General features: G+C 71.3%; 13 protein-coding genes. 8 read left to right on the top strand and 5 right to left on the bottom strand.

Features of this window, described 5'->3' with window-relative positions; translation table 11 throughout:
• Window position 1: 1 nt before the first annotated feature.
• Window positions 2–520, bottom strand: coding sequence for a hypothetical protein (locus QNO14_RS01710; RefSeq protein WP_257506861.1), 519 nt, complete (start codon window positions 518–520; stop codon window positions 2–4).
• Window positions 521–586: 66 nt separating this feature from the next.
• Between QNO14_RS01710 and QNO14_RS01715 the strand changes: the two genes are divergently transcribed.
• Window positions 587–3,067 (top strand): glycoside hydrolase family 3 protein, encoded by a 2,481-nt coding sequence (locus tag QNO14_RS01715; protein ID WP_257506860.1) that lies wholly within the window; start codon window positions 587–589, stop codon window positions 3,065–3,067.
• 9 nt (window positions 3,068–3,076) lie between these two features.
• Complete coding sequence (locus QNO14_RS01720; protein WP_257506859.1) at window positions 3,077–3,715, top strand: 2-phosphosulfolactate phosphatase; 639 nt, start codon at window positions 3,077–3,079, stop codon at window positions 3,713–3,715.
• A gap of 11 nt (window positions 3,716–3,726) precedes the next feature.
• Here the strand turns inward: QNO14_RS01720 and QNO14_RS01725 are convergent, their stop codons facing one another.
• The 3 genes from QNO14_RS01725 to QNO14_RS01735 all read right to left on the bottom strand — a co-directional run bounded on the left by QNO14_RS01725 (window position 3,727) and on the right by QNO14_RS01735 (window position 6,114).
• Window positions 3,727–4,215 carry a SprT-like domain-containing protein gene (locus tag QNO14_RS01725; RefSeq protein ID WP_257506858.1) on the bottom strand — a complete coding sequence of 163 codons (489 nt, stop codon included), beginning with the start codon at window positions 4,213–4,215 and terminating at the stop codon, window positions 3,727–3,729.
• A 29-nt stretch (window positions 4,216–4,244) separates the two neighbouring features.
• The gene (locus tag QNO14_RS01730) at window positions 4,245–4,769 is read right to left on the bottom strand and encodes a hypothetical protein (RefSeq protein WP_257495776.1); all 525 of its coding nucleotides are present in this window, start codon (window positions 4,767–4,769) and stop codon (window positions 4,245–4,247) included.
• A gap of 481 nt (window positions 4,770–5,250) precedes the next feature.
• The gene (locus QNO14_RS01735) at window positions 5,251–6,114 is read right to left on the bottom strand and encodes a spermidine synthase (protein ID WP_257495777.1); all 864 of its coding nucleotides are present in this window, start codon (window positions 6,112–6,114) and stop codon (window positions 5,251–5,253) included.
• Window positions 6,115–6,276: 162 nt separating this feature from the next.
• Between QNO14_RS01735 and QNO14_RS01740 the strand changes: the two genes are divergently transcribed.
• From QNO14_RS01740 to QNO14_RS01750, 3 genes are all read left to right on the top strand, one after another.
• A complete protein-coding gene (locus tag QNO14_RS01740; protein ID WP_257506857.1) occupies window positions 6,277–7,953 on the top strand; it encodes an ABC transporter substrate-binding protein in 1,677 nt (558 codons plus the stop codon).
• 91 nt (window positions 7,954–8,044) lie between these two features.
• Window positions 8,045–9,049 (top strand): ABC transporter permease, encoded by a 1,005-nt coding sequence (locus QNO14_RS01745; protein ID WP_257495779.1) that lies wholly within the window; start codon window positions 8,045–8,047, stop codon window positions 9,047–9,049.
• Window positions 9,046–10,005, top strand: coding sequence for an ABC transporter permease (locus QNO14_RS01750; RefSeq protein ID WP_374114013.1), 960 nt, complete (start codon window positions 9,046–9,048; stop codon window positions 10,003–10,005). The genes QNO14_RS01745 and QNO14_RS01750 overlap by 4 nt, the downstream gene beginning before the upstream one ends.
• Before the next feature lie 49 nt (window positions 10,006–10,054).
• On the opposite strand, the gene QNO14_RS01755 is transcribed toward QNO14_RS01750, so the two are convergent.
• Complete coding sequence (locus tag QNO14_RS01755; RefSeq protein ID WP_257495780.1) at window positions 10,055–11,833, bottom strand: dipeptide ABC transporter ATP-binding protein; 1,779 nt, start codon at window positions 11,831–11,833, stop codon at window positions 10,055–10,057.
• A 128-nt stretch (window positions 11,834–11,961) separates the two neighbouring features.
• Between QNO14_RS01755 and QNO14_RS01760 the strand changes: the two genes are divergently transcribed.
• The 3 genes from QNO14_RS01760 (at window position 11,962) to rpoB (ending at window position 18,427) form a co-directional block, all read left to right on the top strand.
• Window positions 11,962–12,717, top strand: coding sequence for a LamB/YcsF family protein (locus QNO14_RS01760; protein ID WP_257506856.1), 756 nt, complete (start codon window positions 11,962–11,964; stop codon window positions 12,715–12,717).
• Entirely contained in the window at window positions 12,714–14,357 is a 1,644-nt protein-coding gene (locus tag QNO14_RS01765; protein ID WP_257506855.1) for a 5-oxoprolinase subunit B/C family protein, read from the top strand. Before QNO14_RS01760 ends, QNO14_RS01765 begins: the two co-directional genes overlap by 4 nt.
• A 569-nt stretch (window positions 14,358–14,926) precedes the next feature.
• The gene (gene rpoB, locus QNO14_RS01770; protein ID WP_257506854.1) at window positions 14,927–18,427 is read left to right on the top strand and encodes a DNA-directed RNA polymerase subunit beta; all 3,501 of its coding nucleotides are present in this window, start codon (window positions 14,927–14,929) and stop codon (window positions 18,425–18,427) included.
• Window positions 18,428–18,444: the final 17 nt, after the last annotated feature.

The following is an 18,444-nucleotide window of genomic DNA, read 5'->3' on the forward strand; positions in this document are numbered from 1 at the left end:
GTCAGGCCTCGGTGGCGGGGGCCTCGGCCGCGGGCGGGTCGAAGGCCCACGTGCGCGCCAGCGTGCGCAGGCGCGCCGCCCGCCACTGCCAGACGGTCCAGAGCACCGGCCAGAGCGCGGGAGCAGCCGCTCCCCCGATCACCAGGCGCTCGCGCCAGAGCGTGCGGTCGGGGTCGCCGGGTGCCGGCGAGACCGCCATCTGGTGGTCCCAGACATCCAGGGCCGAGAGGGGTCCGGTGAGGGGGATGCCGCTGTCGCGCAGGATCCGCACCTCGCCCCGCGCGTCCTCCGCACGGCGATCGCTCACGTGGATGAGCTGCTGCCCGAGGCCCACCCCGGCCGCGCGCAGCTGCACCGGTACGTCGGCTCCCGACTCCAGCCGGGTCGGCAGGCCCCCGGCATCCATCGGCGTCATCTCGAGGAGCGGGCCGTAGAGCTCGGCCACCGCCCGGGGGGAGTGCAGCGCCCGCCACGCGGCGTCGGCGTCGCAGTCCAGAATCACCTTCAACATGATGCGCATTCGGGTAGTCTTCCACCAGACGTTGTGGGAGCGCTCCCACGCCATGATGCGATCCTGAGGACACTGATGCCCACCAATCCCGCCACCGAGTCCGGCGACCGCTCCCACGCGCAGCCCCCCGTCGAGTCGGTCGCCCAGATCTCGGCGCTGCTGCTGGACACCGATCCGACGCTCGACCCGGAGCTTGCGCGTGTGGCCCGCCAGGCCGCGGCCGAGGGTGTGGTGCTGCTGCGCAACGACGGCGTGCTGCCCCTCGGTGCCGAGCGCTCGGTCGCGGTGTTCGGTCGCGTGCAGATCGACTGGTTCGCCGTCGGCTACGGCTCCGGCGGCGACGTGAAGGTGCCCTACGTCTGGAACCTCCTGGCGGGTCTGCGCGATGCGGGGGTGCAGGTCGACGGCGAGGTCGCCGACCACTACGCGGCGTGGACGGCGGCGAACCGGCCCTCGTACGAGGGCACGTGGGGCCAGTGGCCCCACCACTTCCCCGAGATGCCGCTCGATGCCGACGTCGTCGCATCCGCCGCAACGCGCGCCGACACCGCGGTCGTCGTCATCGGCCGCGCGGCCGGCGAGGCGCGCGAGAGCGTGCGGGAGCCGGGGAGCTTCTACCTCACCGACGACGAGCGCACGATGCTCGACCTCGTCACGGCGTCGTTCGCCCGCACGGTCGTGGTGATCGACGCCGGCAACGTCATGGACCTGTCGTGGCTGGACGGCTACGGCGAGCGCATCGGCGCCGTGCTGTACGCCTGGCAGGGTGGCATGGAAGGTGCGCGCGCCGTCGCGGCCGTGCTGGCGGGCGAGATCGCCCCCAGCGGCAAGCTCACCGACACGATCGCCCTCTCGTACGAGGACTACCCCAGCGCGCCCTACTTCGGCGACCCCGACGTCAACGTCTACGCCGAGGATGTCTTCGTCGGCTACCGCTACTTCGAGACGTTCGCCCAGGACCGGGTGCAGTTCCCCTTCGGGTTCGGCCTCGGCTACGCCGCGTTCGATGTCACGGTCGTCGAAGCGACGACGGATGCCGCGACGAGCGATGCCGCGCCCGTGCGGGTGACCGTCGAGGTGCGCAACACCGATGCGACCTTCAGTGGCAAGGAGACGGTGCAGGCCTACGTCGCCGCTCCCGACGGGCGCCTCGGCAAGCCCGCCCGGTCGCTCGCCGCGTTCGCGAAGACGCGCCTGCTGGCGCCGGGGGAGTCCGAGCGGTTGACGCTGGAATTCCGCCTCGCCGACGTGGCGTCGTACGACGACTCCGGGGTCACCGGTCACCGCAGCGCCTTCGTGCTGGAACCCGGCGATCACGGCGTCTTCGTCGGCACCGACGTGCGCTCGGCATCCCTCGCCCTCACCGTGCCGATCGACGACCTGCGGGTCGTGCGGCAGGTGGCCGAGGCCGCCGCCGCCCGGGAGCCGTTCTCGCGCATGACGCTCGCCCGTGACGCGTCGGGCGCCGCCGTCGTGGCATGGGAGGACGTGCCGCTGGCGGCCGTCGACCGCCGCGAGCGGGTGCTCGCGGGTCTGCCCGCCGAGATCCCCATGACGGGCGACCGCGGCATCACCCTCGACGACGTCGCGGGCGGCACGGCGACCCTCGACGACTTCATCGCGCAGCTGACGGCAGAGGAGCTGTCGCTCCTCGCCCGCGGCGACGTGACCATGCACAGCCCGCTGGGTGCCCCCGGCAACGCGGGCGTGCTCGGTGGGGTGTCCGAGTCGCTCCGCGCCAAGGGCGTGCCCCCGATCACGACCACCGACGGTCCGAGCGGCCTGCGCCTGTCGGCCTACGCCTCGCTGCTGCCCTCGGGCACCGCGCTCGCGTCGACGTGGAACGCCCCGCTCGTGCGCGAGCTCGCGGCCCTGCACGGCCAGGAGATGCTGCAGAAGGGCTCGGACGTGCTGCTGAGCCCCGGCATGAACATCCACCGCGACCCCCTGTGCGGCCGCAACTTCGAGTACTTCTCGGAGGATCCGCTGGTCACCGGACGCTTCGGTGCCGCCATCGTGCAGGGCGTGCAGTCGGTCGGCGTCTCGGCGTGCCCGAAGCACTTCGCCGCCAACAACCAGGAGACCAACCGCACCCGCAACGACTCCCGTGTGTCGGAGCGGGCGCTGCGGGAGATCTACCTGCGCGGCTTCGAGCTGTGCGTCGCCGAGGCCGAGCCGCGCACCATCATGACCTCGTACAACAAGGTCAACGGCGTGTGGTCGCACTACCACCACGACCTGGTGACGACGATCCTGCGCGATGAGTGGGGCTACACCGGCTGCGTCATCACCGACTGGTGGATGGAGGATGCCGTCGATCCCGACTTCCCCGCGCTCGAGGACAACGCCTACCGGGTGCGCGCCCAGGTGGACGTGCTCATGCCCGGCGGCGTGAAGACGGCAGACGGCCCGCAGGCGTATGCGGACGAGACGATCCTGCAGTCGCTCGCCCGCCCCGACGGGCTCACGATCGGCGAGCTGCAGCGGGGCGCGCGCAACGTGCTGGGCCTCGCGCTGGCGCTCGCGCCCGTGCTGGGGCGTCGCACCGACGCGTAGCCTGGAGCGATGCCCAACCCGTTCGACCAGTCCCGCTACCAGGTGCGCTTCGAGTGGGGGGATGCCGGGCGGCGGCGGTTGGAGCCGGCGGACGTCACCGTCGTCGTCGACGTGCTGCGGTTCTGCACCACCGTCGCCGATCGGGTGGCGGCGGGGGAGTCCGTATCCCTCGCCGAGGCGGCGCACGCGGGCTCGTGGAACGGGGCGGCGCTCGCCGGTGCGCTGGCCTCGACCGGCACCACGGTGCTGCTCGGGTGCCTGCGCAACGCGTCGGCGGTGGCCGATGCCGTGCTGGCCGAGCAGATGCGCCGGGGCGCGCGGACGAGCGTCGCCGTGCTCGCGGCGGGAGAGCTCGCGGGCGCCGATCCGGGGGCGCCGCTGCGCTTCGCGGTCGAGGACCAGCTGGGGGCGGGCGCCGTGATCGACGCCCTGGCCCTGCGGGGGCTCGACCACTCCTCGCCCGAGGCGGCGGCCGCCTGCGAGGCGTTGCGGGGCCTGCGCGGTGCCGTGCGTCACCTTCTCACGGCCAGTGGCTCAGGGCAGGAGCTGCTCGAGCGCGGCCGTGGCGACGAGGTGCGCGGGGCTGCCGAACTGGACGCCGTGGACGTCGTGCCCGTGCTGCGGGCGGGCGTCTTCGAGCGGTACTGAGCGCCGCCGGGTCAGCGCGGCGTGAGCGCCGCGAGTCGCGTGGCGGGGGTGATCTCCCGCCGCCGCCACTGGAACAGGAACCGCTCGTCGAAGGTCGGCGCGCACTTCGCACACGACGTGGCGCGGGTGACGCGCCGGTGCCGGTAGGCGGTGTGGCCGGCCGGGCACACTCCGACCCAGGGGGCCAGGTCGTTCGCGGGCTCACCGTGGTGGGTGGTGCCGCCGGAGTAGCCGATGTGCCGGGCGGTGCGCCGCCAGGTCGCACCGTGACCGGCCGCCGCGCCGGCGAGGGCGTGGGCGACCTCGTGCAGCAGCGTCTGCCGGTTGGTCTCGTCGTCATAGCGGGCGGAGAGGTAGCGCGAGACGCTGATGCGCTTCTCGCCGTAGTTGCACAGCCCCGCTCGTCGCTTCGCGTGGTCGAACACGAACGACCACGAGTCGTCGAGGTGGAGGGCGATGAGCTGCTGCGCCATGCGGCGCACGTCTTGCAGGTCCGACATGACCGAAGAGTAGAACGTACCTACGACACTCAGGCCGTGAGCACCCGGCCGCGGCGTCGCTCTGCGGCGTCGATCGCCAGGAGTGTGGACTCGAGCTGGTCCTCGGGGGCTCCTGCCTCCTGGCGGAGGAACAGGGCGCGCTTGAAGTCCGCGCGGGCCGAGACGAAGTCCCCGGCGTCGAAGTGCACCTTGCCGCGGTGCTGGTAGGCGAAGGCGCCGACCGCCGCCCATCCTTGCCCGTCCGCCTCTTGGGCGCACGTCGTCAGCTCCTGCTCGGCGGCGGCGTAGGCGCCCCGGAACTGCAGCACCGTCGCATGCAGCACGCGGGCGCGCAACAGGTCCTTGCGGGTGCCCGCCATGCGCGCCAGTCGCACTGACTGCTCGGAGATGAGCAGCGCCTCGTCGAGGCGGTCGAGCACCTTCAGCAGCCACACGCGCTCCAGCAGCGCCGCCAGGCTCCGCTGCTCGCCGATCTCGTCGAGGCGCTCCTGGCAGCGGTCCGGATCCACCTGCTCGCGCAGCGTGTCCGGGTCGTATCCGAGGATGTAGCTCACGATCGATTCCTTCCGTGCGCGGCTCGCGCTGTCCAGTGTCACCCGCCGAGGCGAAAGCCGCCCGAGGGCACGCCGCGCGCGCGGCATCCGGTCCCGGCATCCGCCCGTTTCGACCCCCGCCCGGCGTGCGGTGCCCGCCCGTTCTTCGGGGATCTACGCTTTCTCGGGCCCGGATCTCAGGTTGGCTCCGAGGAACCGGCTTTCTCCGAAGCTGTGGTGTGGATGCTGCTGCTGATGCCGCCCCCCGCCGGCGCCGCCCGTTCTTCGGAGATCTCCGTGTCTTCGCAGGCGGATGGCGGTTCGGCTCCGAGAAACCGGCTTTCTCCGAAGCTGTGGTGTGGATGCTGCTGCTGAGGCCGCCCCCCCCGCCCGCGCCGCCCGTTCTTCGGAGATCTCCGTGTCTCCGGAGACGGATGGCGGTTTGGCTCCGAGGAACCGGCTTTCTCCGAAGCTGTGGCGAGCGCCCCCCCCCGCGAGCCCCTCAGCGCTCGAAGACGGATGCCGCGGGCTTCGGCGACGGGGTGGAATCGGCGTCGGTGGCCACCCGCGCTCCCCGGACGAACTCGTCCAGCTCCGCGCCCTCGGCCACCTTGGCGGGGTGCGGACCCGCGGCCATGAGCCGCGGCAGCCACTCGGTGGGAAGGGGCGACGCCGATGCCGCGATCACGAGGTTCCCGAATCGGCGGCCTTTGAACAGCTGCACCTCGGCCAGCACGATCACGTGTGCGAACACCTCCCGCACGGTCGCCACCTGACGGCGGGCGAAGGCCAGGCCCGACCCGTCCGCGACGTTCACCAGCAGCACGCCGTCGGGGGCGAGCACGGCGGATGCCGCGCGGTAGAACTCCACCGTCGTCAGGTGTGCGGGGGTCTGGGCGCCCGCGAAGACGTCCGAGATGAGCAGGTCGGCGTTGCCGCGCAGGGCCGGCGGGAGCCGGTCCAGACCTGCGCGGGCGTCGCCGATGCGCACGCGCACCTGGGCCCCACGGGGGAGGGGCAGCTCCGCGCGCACGAGGTCGACGAGGGCCTGCTCGAGTTCGATCACCTGCTGCCGCGACCCCGGGCGGGTCGCCTCGATGTACCGGGGGAGGGTCAGCGCGCCCGCGCCCAGGTGCACCGCCGAGAGGGGCTGCCCCGGCATCCGCAGCCTGTCGATCACGGCACCCATCCGGGCGACGTACTCGAAATGCAGGTGCGTGGGATCGTCGAGGTCCACGTGGGACTGCGGGGTGCCGTCGACGTCGAGCTCGAAGCCCGAGACATACCGCGACGGCACGATGCGGGCGATCGTGCCGTCGGACAGGCGTGCCTGCGGGGCCGGTTCCTCGATGCTCGCGCGCGCCATGCCTCCACGCTACCGGCGCCCGGCCCGCCGCCGCCGAAACAGGATCGAGACAAAGGTGTAATCAACCGGGATGCGCTGCACCGGTAGCGTCGAGGATCATCACCTGCCGACCCGTCGCCCAGAACGGTTCGGCGGCCCTGCCTCCAGGAAGGTGCACCACCCATGCTCCATTCACGTAACCGACGCGGAGCCTTGACGGCCGCCGCCGGCGTGGCATTGGCCGCGCTCGTGCTGTCGGGCTGCTCGAGCCAGCGCGACGCCGGCACGGACGACGCCGCCACCGACGCCGAGGTCGACGGCACGTTCGTCTTCGGCGCATCCGCCGACCCGGCCAGCCTCGACCCCGCCTTCGCGCAGGACGGTGAGACCTTCCGGGTCTCGCGCCAGATCTTCGAGGGTCTCGTCGGCACCGAACCCGGCACCGCCGACCCCGCGCCCCTGCTCGCCGAGTCGTGGGAGTCCTCCGAGGACGGCCTCACGCACACGTTCTCGCTCAAGGAGGGCGTGACCTTCCACGACGGCACGGAGTTCAACGCCGAGGCCGTCTGCGCCAACTTCGACCGCTGGTACAACTGGGAGGGCCTGGCCGCGAGCGAAGCGCTGGGCTACTACTACAACAAGCTGTTCCGCGGCTACGCGTCGAGCCCCGAAGAGGCGGTCTACGCCTCCTGCACGGCCGACGACGAGACGACGGCGACCGTCACGCTCAACCAGCCCTTCGCCGGATTCATCCCCGCGCTGTCGCTCCCCGCGTTCTCGATGCAGAGCCCTGCCGCGATGGAGGAGTTCGCAGCCGACGAGGTCGGCGGCACCGCCGAGGCCCCGAGCCTGTCGGAGTACGCCATGGGGCACCCGTCGGGCACCGGACCCTACGTCTTCTCGGAATGGGCGCCGGGCGAGCAGCTCACCCTCACCGCCAACGAGGACTACTGGGGTGACACCGGCCAGATCGACGAGATCATCTTCCGCGTGATCGACGACCCGACCGCTCGCCGTCAGGCGCTCGAGGCCGGCTCGATCGACGGCTACGACCTCGTCGGGCCCGCCGACACCGCCGCCCTCGAAGAGGACGGCTTCACGATGGTCTCGCGGCCGCCGTTCACGATCCTCTACCTCGCCTTCAACCAGGCCGTGCCCGAGCTGCAGGACCCGGTCGTGCGCGAGGCGCTGTCGTACGCGATCGACAAGGACGCGCTCATCTCCCAGGTGCTCCCTGAGGGCACCGAGAAGGCGACGCAGTTCATGCCCGACACCGTCAACGGCTACAACAGCGACGTCACGACCTACGAGTACGACCCCGCGAAGGCCGAGGAGCTGCTCGCGCAGGCCGGCTACACCGAGGCGAACCCGCTCACGCTGACGTTCAACTACCCCGTCAACGTCTCGCGCCCCTACATGCCGGACCCGGAGCAGATCTTCACCGTGCTCTCGGCTCAGCTGGGTGAGGTCGGCGTCGTCACCAACCCGGTCTCCAACGAGTGGGGCGACTACCTCGACCTCATCACCGGCGGCACCGAGCACGGCATCCACCTGCTCGGCTGGACGGGCGACTACAACGACACCGACAACTTCGTGGGCGTGTTCTTCGGAGCGCAGTCGGCCGAGTGGGGCTTCGACAACCCGGAGCTGTTCCAGGCGCTGCAGGAGGCCCGTGGCATCCCGAGCCTCGAGGAGCAGTCGGCTCTCTACGAGGACATCAACGAGATGGTCGCGACCTTCATCCCGGGCGTGCCCCTGGCCCACCCGGCGCCGACGCTTGCCTTCGACCCGCGGGTCGAGAGCTACCCGGCCAGCCCGGTCAACGACGAGGTCTTCAGCGAGATCGTCCTGACCGAGTAAGCGCGGCCTGTGCCGTAATGTGCGGTGCGGGATGAGGCATCCCCTCCTCCCGCACCGCACTCCGACGCCGAAACGACGAAGGACCCACGCCTTGCTGCGCACCATCGGTAAGAGGCTGCTGCTTCTGATCCCCACCCTCTTCGGGTTGAGCCTGCTGCTGTTCTTCTGGGTCCGGGCGCTGCCCGGCGGCCCCGCGGTGGCCCTCCTCGGCGAGAGGGCCACGCCTGAGGCCGTCGATCGCATCAACGAGCTCTACGGCTTCAACCGGCCGATCCTCGAGCAGTACCTCATCTGGATGGGGCGGCTCCTCTCCGGCGACTTCGGCGTCTCGCTGCAGACCGCGCGCCCGGTGACCGAGGAGTTCTTCCGCCGCTTCCCGGCGACCATCGAGCTGTCGCTGCTGGCGCTGATCATCGCGGTCGGCATCGGCATTCCGCTCGGGTACTGGGCGGCGCGCCGCCACGGAAAGTTCACCGACCACGCGGCGGTCGTGTTCAGCCTGGTCGGCATCACGATCCCGGTGTTCTTCCTGGCATTCATCCTCAAGTACGTCTTCGCGGTGCAGCTGGGCTGGCTCCCCAGCGACGGGCGGCAGAACCCGCGCATCGACGCGACCCACTACACCGGGTTCTACGTGCTGGACGGGCTGCTGACGGGCGAATGGGATGCCGCGGGCGACGCTCTGCTGCATCTGCTCCTGCCCGCCATCGCGCTCGGCACCATTCCGCTCGCGATCATCGTGCGCATCACCCGGGCCTCGGTGCTCGAGGTGCAGAACGCCGACTACGTCCGCACCGGCAAGGCGAAGGGCGTGTCGCGGCAGACGCTGCGCGACCGGTTCATCCTGCGAAACGCCATGCTCCCGGTGATCACCACGGTGGGTCTGCAGGTCGGCCTGCTGCTGTCGGGGGCGATCCTCACCGAGACGGTGTTCGCCTTCCCTGGCATCGGGTCGTTCCTCTCCCGCGCGATCTTCACCCGGGACTTCCCCGTGCTGCAGGGCTTCATCATCTTCATCGCCATCGCGTACGCGCTGATCAACCTGCTCGTGGACATCTCGTACAGCTTCATCGACCCGAGAGTGAGGGTCTCGTGAGTTCCGCCATCCTGCCCCCCGCCCCGAGCGGCGGACCCGTCGACGATAACCTCGTCGTCGACCACGAACTGCTCGCCGCCAAGACCCAGGGCGGCTTCTGGCGGGACGTGTTCCGGCGGCTGCGGGGCAACCCCACCGCCTGGATCGGCGCGGCGATCATCTTCCTCTTCGTCGCGGTGTCGGTGCTCGCGCCGTGGCTCGCCCCGTACCCCGAGACGGCGCTTCCCGGCGCCCGCTCGATCACACCGACCTCCATCCCCGGCCCCGGAGAGATCGCGGAGTTCCCGCTCGGGCTCGACCGCTTCGGCGGCGATGTGCTCTCCAAGCTCATCTGGGGTGCGCAGGCGTCACTGCTCATCGGCGTGATCTCCACCGCCATCGGCCTCGCCGGCGGCGCGCTGCTGGGGCTCATCGCCGGCACCTTCGGCGGCTGGGTCGACAACATCGTGATGCGCTTCGTCGACATCCTGCTGTCCGTGCCGACCCTGCTGCTCGCGGTGTCGATCGCCGCCGTGCTCGGTCAGTCGCAGCTCGCGGTGATGGTCGCCATCGGAGCGTCGCAGGTGCCGATCTTCGCGCGGCTCCTGCGTGCCTCGATGCTGCAGCAGCGCTCGAGCGACTACGTGCTGTCCGCCCAGACCCTCGGCCTCGGCCGCGGTCGCATCACGATGAGCCACGTGCTGCCCAACAGCGTCGGCCCGGTCATCGTGCAGGGGACGCTCACCCTCGCGACGGCCGTCATCGACGCCGCGGCGCTGTCGTTCCTCGGCCTCGGCGGCGGGCGCCCCGAGACGGCGGAGTGGGGCCGCATGCTCACCTACGCCCAGGCGGAGCTGGCCATCGCGCCGTGGCTGGCGTTCCTCCCCGGCATCTGCATCGCCGTCACGGCGCTCGGGTTCACCCTGCTGGGCGAGTCGCTGCGTGAGGCGATGGACCCGCGCACCCGCGCACGCTGAGCCCGGCCGGGGCCGGGACTGGCGCCGCCTGGCGCGGCATCCGCTCGGGTCAGACGGCGATGTCCAGCTCGTTGCCCGGGATGGATGCCAGCAGCTTGCGGGTGTAGGGGTCGCGGGCGTTGGTGAAGATCTCCTCGGAGCTGGCGGCCTCCACCAGCGCGCCGTCCTTCATGACGCAGACGTAGTCGCTGATCAGGCGCACCACGGCGAGGTCGTGGGAGATGAACAGGTAGCTCTGCCCGTACTCGCGCTGCAGGTCGCCCAGCAGCGTCAGGATCTGAGCCTGCACCAGCACGTCCAGCGCCGAGACCGGCTCGTCGCACACGATGAGGTCGGGCGACAGGGCCAGTGCCCGCGCGATCGCGACGCGCTGGCGCTGACCGCCGGAGAGCTCCGCGGGGTAGCGGCGCAGCATCGACTGGGGGAGGGCGACATCGTCCATGAGCTGTCGCACGCGGGCGGCGCGGTCCTTCGCGGAGCCGCGTTTGTAGAAGGTCAGCGGCTCTTCGATGATGCGCCCGATCGTGAACATCGGGTTCAGCGACGAGTACGGGTCCTGGAAGATCGGCTGCACCCGCTGCCGGAAGGTGCGCAGCTCGCGCCCCTTCAACGACGCGACGTCCTGGCCGTCGAACCGGATGGACCCCGAGGTCGCTTCGACGACCTTCAGCACCATGCGCGCCGTCGTGGTCTTTCCCGACCCGGACTCGCCCACCACGGCCACCGTCTCGCCGCGGGGGATCGCGAACGACACGTCCTTCACCGCGACGAAGTCGTCCTTGCTCCCGCGCACCGGGAAGACCTTCGTGAGTCCCTCGACCTCGAGGATGTTGTCGGCCGGGGCGGGCGCTCCATCGGACGCCGGGGTGCGCGGCGCCGTGGTGGCCGGGGCGCTGGTCCCGCTCGGGACGGCCGCCGGCCGCGCCGTCGGGATCGGTGCCGGTCCGGTGGACGCGGCGCCGGTGGCCGACGCGGGATCGGAGCCTGCGGCATCCGGGCGCCGGAAGACCTGCGGCCGCAGGCGCACGGCGGCCACCGAAGGCGCGGCGGCGACGAGGGCCTTGGTGTACTCCGCCTGCGGGTCCTCGAGGATCTGTCGCGCCGGTCCCTGCTCGACGATGCGGCCGCGGTGCATCACGATCACCCGCGACGCCCGCTCGGCCGCGAGGCCCAGGTCGTGGGTGATGAGCATGACGGCGGTGCCGAGCTCGCCGGTCATGCGGCCGAGCTGATCGAGGATCGTCTTCTGCACCGTGACGTCCAGCGCGCTCGTCGGCTCGTCGGCGATCAGCAGGCGCGGGTTGCAGGCCAGGCCGATCGCGATGAGGGCGCGCTGGCGCATGCCGCCGGAGAATTCGTGCGGGTACTGCTTGGCGCGCTTCTCTGCATCGGGAAGGCCGGCCGCCGCGAGGGTCTCGACGACCTTGCGGTCGACGTCGCCGCGGGTCGCCATGCCGTGCGCCAGCAGGGTCTCGGCGATCTGGGTGCCGATCTTCGACACCGGGTTGAGGTTCGACATCGGGTCCTGCGGGACGAGCCCGATGGACTCGCCGCGGATCGAGCGCATCCGGGACTCGGTGGCGCCGACCAGATCCTCGCCGTCGAGCAGGATGCTGCCCTCCGCCACGCGACCGTTGCCCGCCAGCAGCCCGATGACCGCCATGGCCGTCGTCGACTTGCCCGAACCCGATTCACCGACGATGGCGAGGGTCTCACCGGCGGCGAGGTCGAACTCGACGTTCTCGACGGCACGGACGGATCCGTCCATGGTGCGGAAGTCGACGGCGAGATCGCGGACCTGCAGCAGCGGCGCGGCATCCTGGGGCATGCGGTCCATCCTGCCGTGCCGCGGGGGTGCGGCGCACCGCCCGCGCGGCAGGCTTTACGGACTCGTAACGTGCGGCGCAGTCCCTACGGGCCGGGCGGGCCGGCCGCCCCGCGCACTACCGTGGTCGCATGCACGCGATCGACCTCAACGCCGATCTCGGCGAGACGGTCCGGGGCGAGCCCACGGCGGACGACGCCGCGATGTTCGCCGTGGTCTCCAGCGCCAGCATCGCGTGCGGCGGCCACGCCGGAGACGACGCCTCGATGCGCGTGGCGGTGGCCGCGGCCGCGGCGGGATCCGTCGCGGTGGGGGCGCATCCGTCCTTCCGTGACACGGCGAACTTCGGCCGCGTGCGCATTACCGTCGGCGCCGCCCAGCTGCGTGCCGACGTCACCGCGCAGCTCGACGCGCTCGCCGCGGCCGGGGCCGACATCCGTTACGTGAAGCCCCACGGCGCCCTGTACCACGCGGTGTCCGCCGAGCGCGGCGCGGCCGAGGCGGTGGCGGCATCCGTCGCCGAGCTCTCCGCGCGACTGGGGCGGGCCGTGCCGGTGCTGGGCCTGGACGGTGAGATCGCCGCGGCCGCGGCGGCCGCAGGGCTTTCTTTCGTGCGGGAGGCGTTCCTCGACCGGGGCTACCGCGCCGACGGCACCCTCGTGCCGCGGGGCGAGCCGGGGGCGCTGCTGCAGGGCGCCGCGGAGGTCGCCGAGCGTGCGGTGCGCCTCGCGATCCAGGGCGAGGTCGTGGCCGTCGACGGCACGGTGCTCGTGACGGATGCCGCCTCGCTGTGCGTCCACGGGGATTCCCCGGGAGCGGTGGCCATGGCCCTCGCCGCGCGCCGGGCGCTCACCGCCGAGGGCGTCGCGGTGCGGGCGCCGTGGTGAGCGCGCCGCGCATCCTTCCGTTCGGCGCGACGGCGCTGCTGGCGGAGGCCGATTCGCTCGACCAGGCCCGCGATCTGCATGCCCGGCTGCGGGCTTCCCGCCCCGCCGGCGTCGTCGACATCGTTCCGGCCGCCCGCACCGTGCTCGTGCAGGTCGATCCGGCGGTGCTGTCCGTCACGGCTGCCCGCACGTGGATCCTCCACGCGCCGCCGGCTCCGCACACCACCGCGGGCGCCGGTGACGTCGTGGTGCCGATCCGATACGACGGCCCGGACCTCGCCGACACCGCCGAGGCGCTGGGCGTCACCGTCGACGCGCTCGTGCGCCGCCACCGCGACGCGGTGTGGACGGTCGCCTTCACCGGCTTCGCGCCCGGCTTCGGGTACCTCGTGAGCGCCGACTGGCCGTTCGACGTGCCGCGGCTGCCGACACCACGCACGCGCGTGCCCGCCGGGAGCGTGGGGCTCGCCGGCGGCTTCACCGGGGCCTACCCCCGCGCGACGCCCGGCGGGTGGCGGATCATCGGCCACACCGACGCGCCGCTGTTCGACCCCGCCGCGGCGTCGCCGGTGCTGCTGACCCCCGGCAGCCGCGTGCGTTTCGCTGCGGCCGGCCACGCTGCCGCGCCGGAACCCACGCCGGCTCGCGCCGGCACGGGTCACGCCGCCCCCGCGACACGTCCCGCGGCGCGCCCCGCGGCGCGCCCCGCGGCGCGGGCCGCCCCCGCGACACGTCCCGCGGCGCGCCCCGCGGCGCGCCCCGCGGCGCGCACGTCCGTCGAGGTCGTGGCGCCGGGCCCGCTCGCCACCCTGCAGGACCTCGGGCGACCGGGGCACGCCGCCGAGGGCATCGCCCGCTCCGGCGCGCTGGACCGCGGCGCCCTGCGCACCGCGAACCGCCTGGTCGGCAACGACGAGCACGCCGCGGCCATCGAGGTCACCGTCGGCGGATGCCGCTTGCGCGCGACCCGCGATCTCGTCGGCGTGGTGACCGGCGCCTGGGGCGTGGTCACGGTCGACGGTCGGGCTGCCGACCCGTACGTCCCCTTCTCCTGGCCCGCGGGCGCCGAGCTGCACCTCGAGCCGTTCGCGCGCGGCGCCCGCGCCTACGTCGCCGTCCGGGGTGGCTTCGACGGCGACGTCGTGGCCGGGTCGCGTGCCACCGACGTGCTGGCCGGCCTGGGCCCTGCGCCCCTGGCGACGGGCGACGTGCTGGGCGTTGCGGCGGCGACCGCCGGCGGCATCCCGGCGCTGGGGCTGCACCCGTGGGGACCGCCGCCCGAGGGCGTGCTCGACCTCGACCTCGCGCCCGGCCCCCGCGCCGACTGGTTCGCGCCGGCGGCGCTTGACACCCTTTACGGGTCCACCTGGACCGTCACCGCCGACGCCGACCGCGTCGGCATCCGCCTCGACGGTCCTGCGCTGACCCGCATCCGCACGGGGGAGCTGCCCAGCGAGGCCATGGTGCCCGGCGCCCTGCAGGTGCCTCCCGGCGGGCGCCCCACGATCCTGTGCGCCGACGGCCCGGTCACCGGCGGCTACCCCGTCATCGCGGTCGCGACGGATGCCGCCCTCGACGCACTCGCGCAGGCCCTGCCAGGCCGGCAGGTGCGGTTCCGCCACGCCCGCCCCGTCCGCTGACGGGCGCTTCCCCGCCCGCCCCCGCAACAGGAGATCTCCCCGGCACAGGACCAAACCCGGCCGGATCGTCCTGTACCCGCGATTTCTCCTGTTCCGGGGATGCCATGCCTGGCACCACCCCAGACCGGCCACCCCTCACCGGCCAGCCACCCGGGGCCACCCCCTCACCGGCCACCCCACCGGCCACGCCCCGCCCTCCGCCACAGGAGATGTCACCGGCACAGGACGCACGCCGCCGGAACGTCCTGTCTCCGCGATATCTCCTGTTCCGGGCACAAGCGCGCCCGGCGCCCAGCCGGACACCAGGTTCACCCCCCAGAATCAGAGGATGCCGCGCGGTTATACCGCAGCATCCAGACCTCGTCAAGAATCAGGCTGGACATGGCGCGTCGTTCGGCATATAGTTGTTCTTTGCGCTCCCTTCCCCTTGCCCTCATATGGTGGTCGGCTGTGCCTGCGTTCCCCCGCTTCACGGCGGCGTGCGGTCGTCAGGCTTCGGGATTCGAGGGGAGCACTCCACCTGACGACAAGGAAAACGAGCCCTTCCCGGGCCCACGGAGGTAATCCCCTTGGCTGCTGCGCGCAACGCATCCAACCCCACCACCAACCTCAAGAACGGACGCGGCGCATCACGCCTGTCGTTCGCGAAGATCTCCGACACGCTGGAGGTCCCCGACCTCCTGGCGCTGCAGACGGAGTCCTTCGACTGGCTCGTCGGCAACGACGCCTGGAAGGCACGCGTCGCCGAGGCGCAGGCCCAGGGCCGCACCGATGTCCCCGAGATCAGCGGTCTGGAGGAGATCTTCGAGGAGATCTCGCCGATCGAGGACCTCGGCGAGACGATGCAGCTGTCGTTCACGAACCCGTATCTCGAGCCCGAGAAGTACTCGATCGAGGAGTGCAAGGAGCGCGGCAAGACGTATGCCGCCCCGCTGTACGTCGAGGCCGAGTTCATGAACCACCTCACCGGTGAGATCAAGACCCAGACCGTCTTCATGGGCGACTTCCCCCTGCAGACCGGCAAGGGCACGTTCATCATCAACGGCACCGAGCGCGTCGTCGTCTCGCAGCTCGTGCGTTCGCCGGGTGTCTACTTCGACAAGACGCCCGACAAGACGTCCGACAAGGACATCGTCTCCGCTCGTGTCATCCCCAGCCGCGGTGCGTGGCTCGAGTTCGAGATCGACAAGCGCGACCAGGTCGGCGTGCGCATCGACCGCAAGCGCAAGCAGTCCGTCACGGTGTTCCTGAAGGCCCTCGGCCTTTCCAGCGAGGACATCATGGCGGAGTTCGCCGGGTTCGACTCCATCGAGGAGACGCTGTCGAAGGACACGATCCTCACGAAGGAAGACGCGCTCCGCGACATCTACCGCAAGCTCCGTCCGGGCGAGCAGGTCGCCGCCGAGGCCGCCCGCGCGCTGCTGGACAACTTCTACTTCAACTCCAAGCGCTACGACCTGGCGAAGGTCGGTCGCTACAAGATCAACCAGAAGCTGGGCCTGGACAAGCCGCTGAGCGACTCGGTCCTGACCGTCGACGACATCGTCGCGACGATCAAGTACCTCGTGCGCCTGCACCGCGGCGACGCCACGTTCGACGGCGTCCGCAACGGACAGCCCGCCGAGATCCGTCTCGACATCGACGACATCGACAACTTCGGCAACCGTCGCATCCGCGCGGTCGGCGAGCTCATCCAGAACCAGGTCCGCACCGGTCTGTCGCGCATGGAGCGCGTCGTCCGCGAGCGCATGACCACGCAGGACATCGAGGCGATCACGCCGCAGACCCTGATCAACGTGCGCCCCGTCGTGGCCGCGATCAAGGAGTTCTTCGGCACGTCGCAGCTGTCGCAGTTCATGGACCAGAACAACCCGCTCGCGGGGCTCACCCACAAGCGCCGCCTGTCGGCGCTGGGCCCCGGCGGTCTGTCCCGTGAGCGTGCCGGCGTCGAGGTCCGCGACGTCCACCCGTCGCACTACGGCCGCATGTGCCCGATCGAGACCCCGGAAGGCCCGAACATCGGCCTGATCGGCTCGCTCGCGTCGTTCGCCCGCATCAACGCGTTCGGCTTCATCGAGACGCCGTACCGCAAGGTCGTCGACGGCCGGGTCACCGATCAGATCGACTACCTCACCGCCAGCGAGGAGAGCGACTACATCGTCGCTCAGGCCGGTGTGGAGCTCAAGGAAGACGGCGCCTTCGCCGACGAGCGCGTGCTCGCCCGTCGCGGCCAGGGTGGCGAGGTCGACCTCTTCCCCGCCGACGAGATCGGCTACATGGACGTCTCGCCGCGCCAGATGGTGTCGGTCGCGACCTCGCTCATCCCCTTCCTCGAGCACGACGACGCGAACCGCGCCCTCATGGGTGCGAACATGCAGCGTCAGGCTGTCCCGCTGCTGCGCAGCGAGTCGCCCGTCGTCGGCACGGGTATGGAGGGCTACGCGGCCATCGACGCCGGTGACGTCGTCACCGCTGAGAAGTCCGGCGTCGTCATGGAGGTCTCGGCAGACGTCGTGACCGTGCAGCTGGACGAGGGCGGCACGCAGGACTACTTCCTGCGCAAGTTCGACCGCTCCAACCAGGGCACCAGCTACAACCAGCGCGTCATCGTCTCGGCGGGCGACCGCATCGAGGCCGGCGAGGTCATCGCCGACGGCCCGGCGACGGAGAACGGCGAGCTCGCGCTCGGCAAGAACCTCCTCGTCGCGTTCATGACGTGGGAGGGTCACAACTTCGAGGACGCGATCATCCTCAGCCAGGACCTGGTGAAGGACGACACCCTCTCCTCGATCCACATCGAGGAGTACGAGGTCGACGCCCGCGACACGAAGCTCGGCAAGGAGGAGATCACCCGTGACCTCCCCAACGTCAGCCCCGAGCTGCTGAAGGACCTCGACGAGCGCGGCATCGTCCGCATCGGCGCCGAGGTCCGCCCCGGTGACATCCTCGTCGGCAAGGTCACGCCCAAGGGTGAGACCGAGCTGAGCGCCGAGGAGCGTCTGCTGCGCGCGATCTTCAACGAGAAGAGCCGCGAGGTGCGCGACACGTCGCTGAAGGTCCCCCACGGCGAGCAGGGCACCATCATCGCCGTCAAGGAGTTCAACGCCGAGGACGGCGACGACGAGCTCGGCTCCGGCGTCAACCGCCGGGTCGTGGTCTACATCGCTCAGAAGCGCAAGATCACCGAGGGCGACAAGCTCGCCGGCCGTCACGGCAACAAGGGCGTCATCGCGAAGATCCTGCCCGTCGAGGACATGCCGTTCCTCGCGGACGGCACGCCCGTGCAGGTCGTGCTGAACCCGCTCGGCATCCCCGGTCGCATGAACTTCGGGCAGGTGCTCGAGCTCCACCTCGGCTGGATCGCCCAGCAGGGCTGGAAGGTCGAGGGCACTCCGGAGTGGGCGGGCAACCTGCCGCAGGAGGCCTTCGAGGCAGCCCCCGGCACCAAGGTCGCCACCCCGGTGTTCGACGGTGCGTTCGAGCAGGAGATCGCGGGTCTGCTGGATTCGACCCTGGTCAACCGCGACGGCGAGCGTCTGATCGACTCCACCGGAAAGACGCTGCTGTTCGACGGCCGCTCCGGCGAGCCGTTCCCGGCCCCGATCTCGGTCGGGTACATGTACATCCTGAAGCTGCACCACCTCGTGGACGACAAGATCCACGCGCGCTCCACCGGTCCGTACTCGATGATCACGCAGCAGCCGCTGGGTGGTAAGGCGCAGTTCGGTGGCCAGCGCTTCGGTGAGATGGAGGTGTGGGCCCTCGAGGCCTACGGCGCCGCATACGCGCTCCAGGAGCTCCTCACGATCAAGTCCGACGACATCGTGGGCCGCGTCAAGGTCTACGAGGCCATCGTCAAGGGCGAGAACATCCAGGAGCCCGGCATCCCCGAGTCCTTCAAGGTTCTGATGAAGGAGATGCAGTCGCTCTGCCTGAACGTCGAGGTCCTCTCGGCCGACGGCACGGCGGTCAATCTCCGCGACGGCGACGACGAGGCGTTCCGCGCCGCGGAGGAGCTCGGAATCAACATCTCCACCCGGTTCGAGTCGACGTCGATCGACGAGATCTGACCCGGACGATCACGGGT

The sequence above is a fragment of the Microbacterium sp. zg-Y625 genome (assembly GCF_030246925.1).
Classification (GTDB): Bacteria; Actinomycetota; Actinomycetes; order Actinomycetales; family Microbacteriaceae; genus Microbacterium; species Microbacterium jiangjiandongii.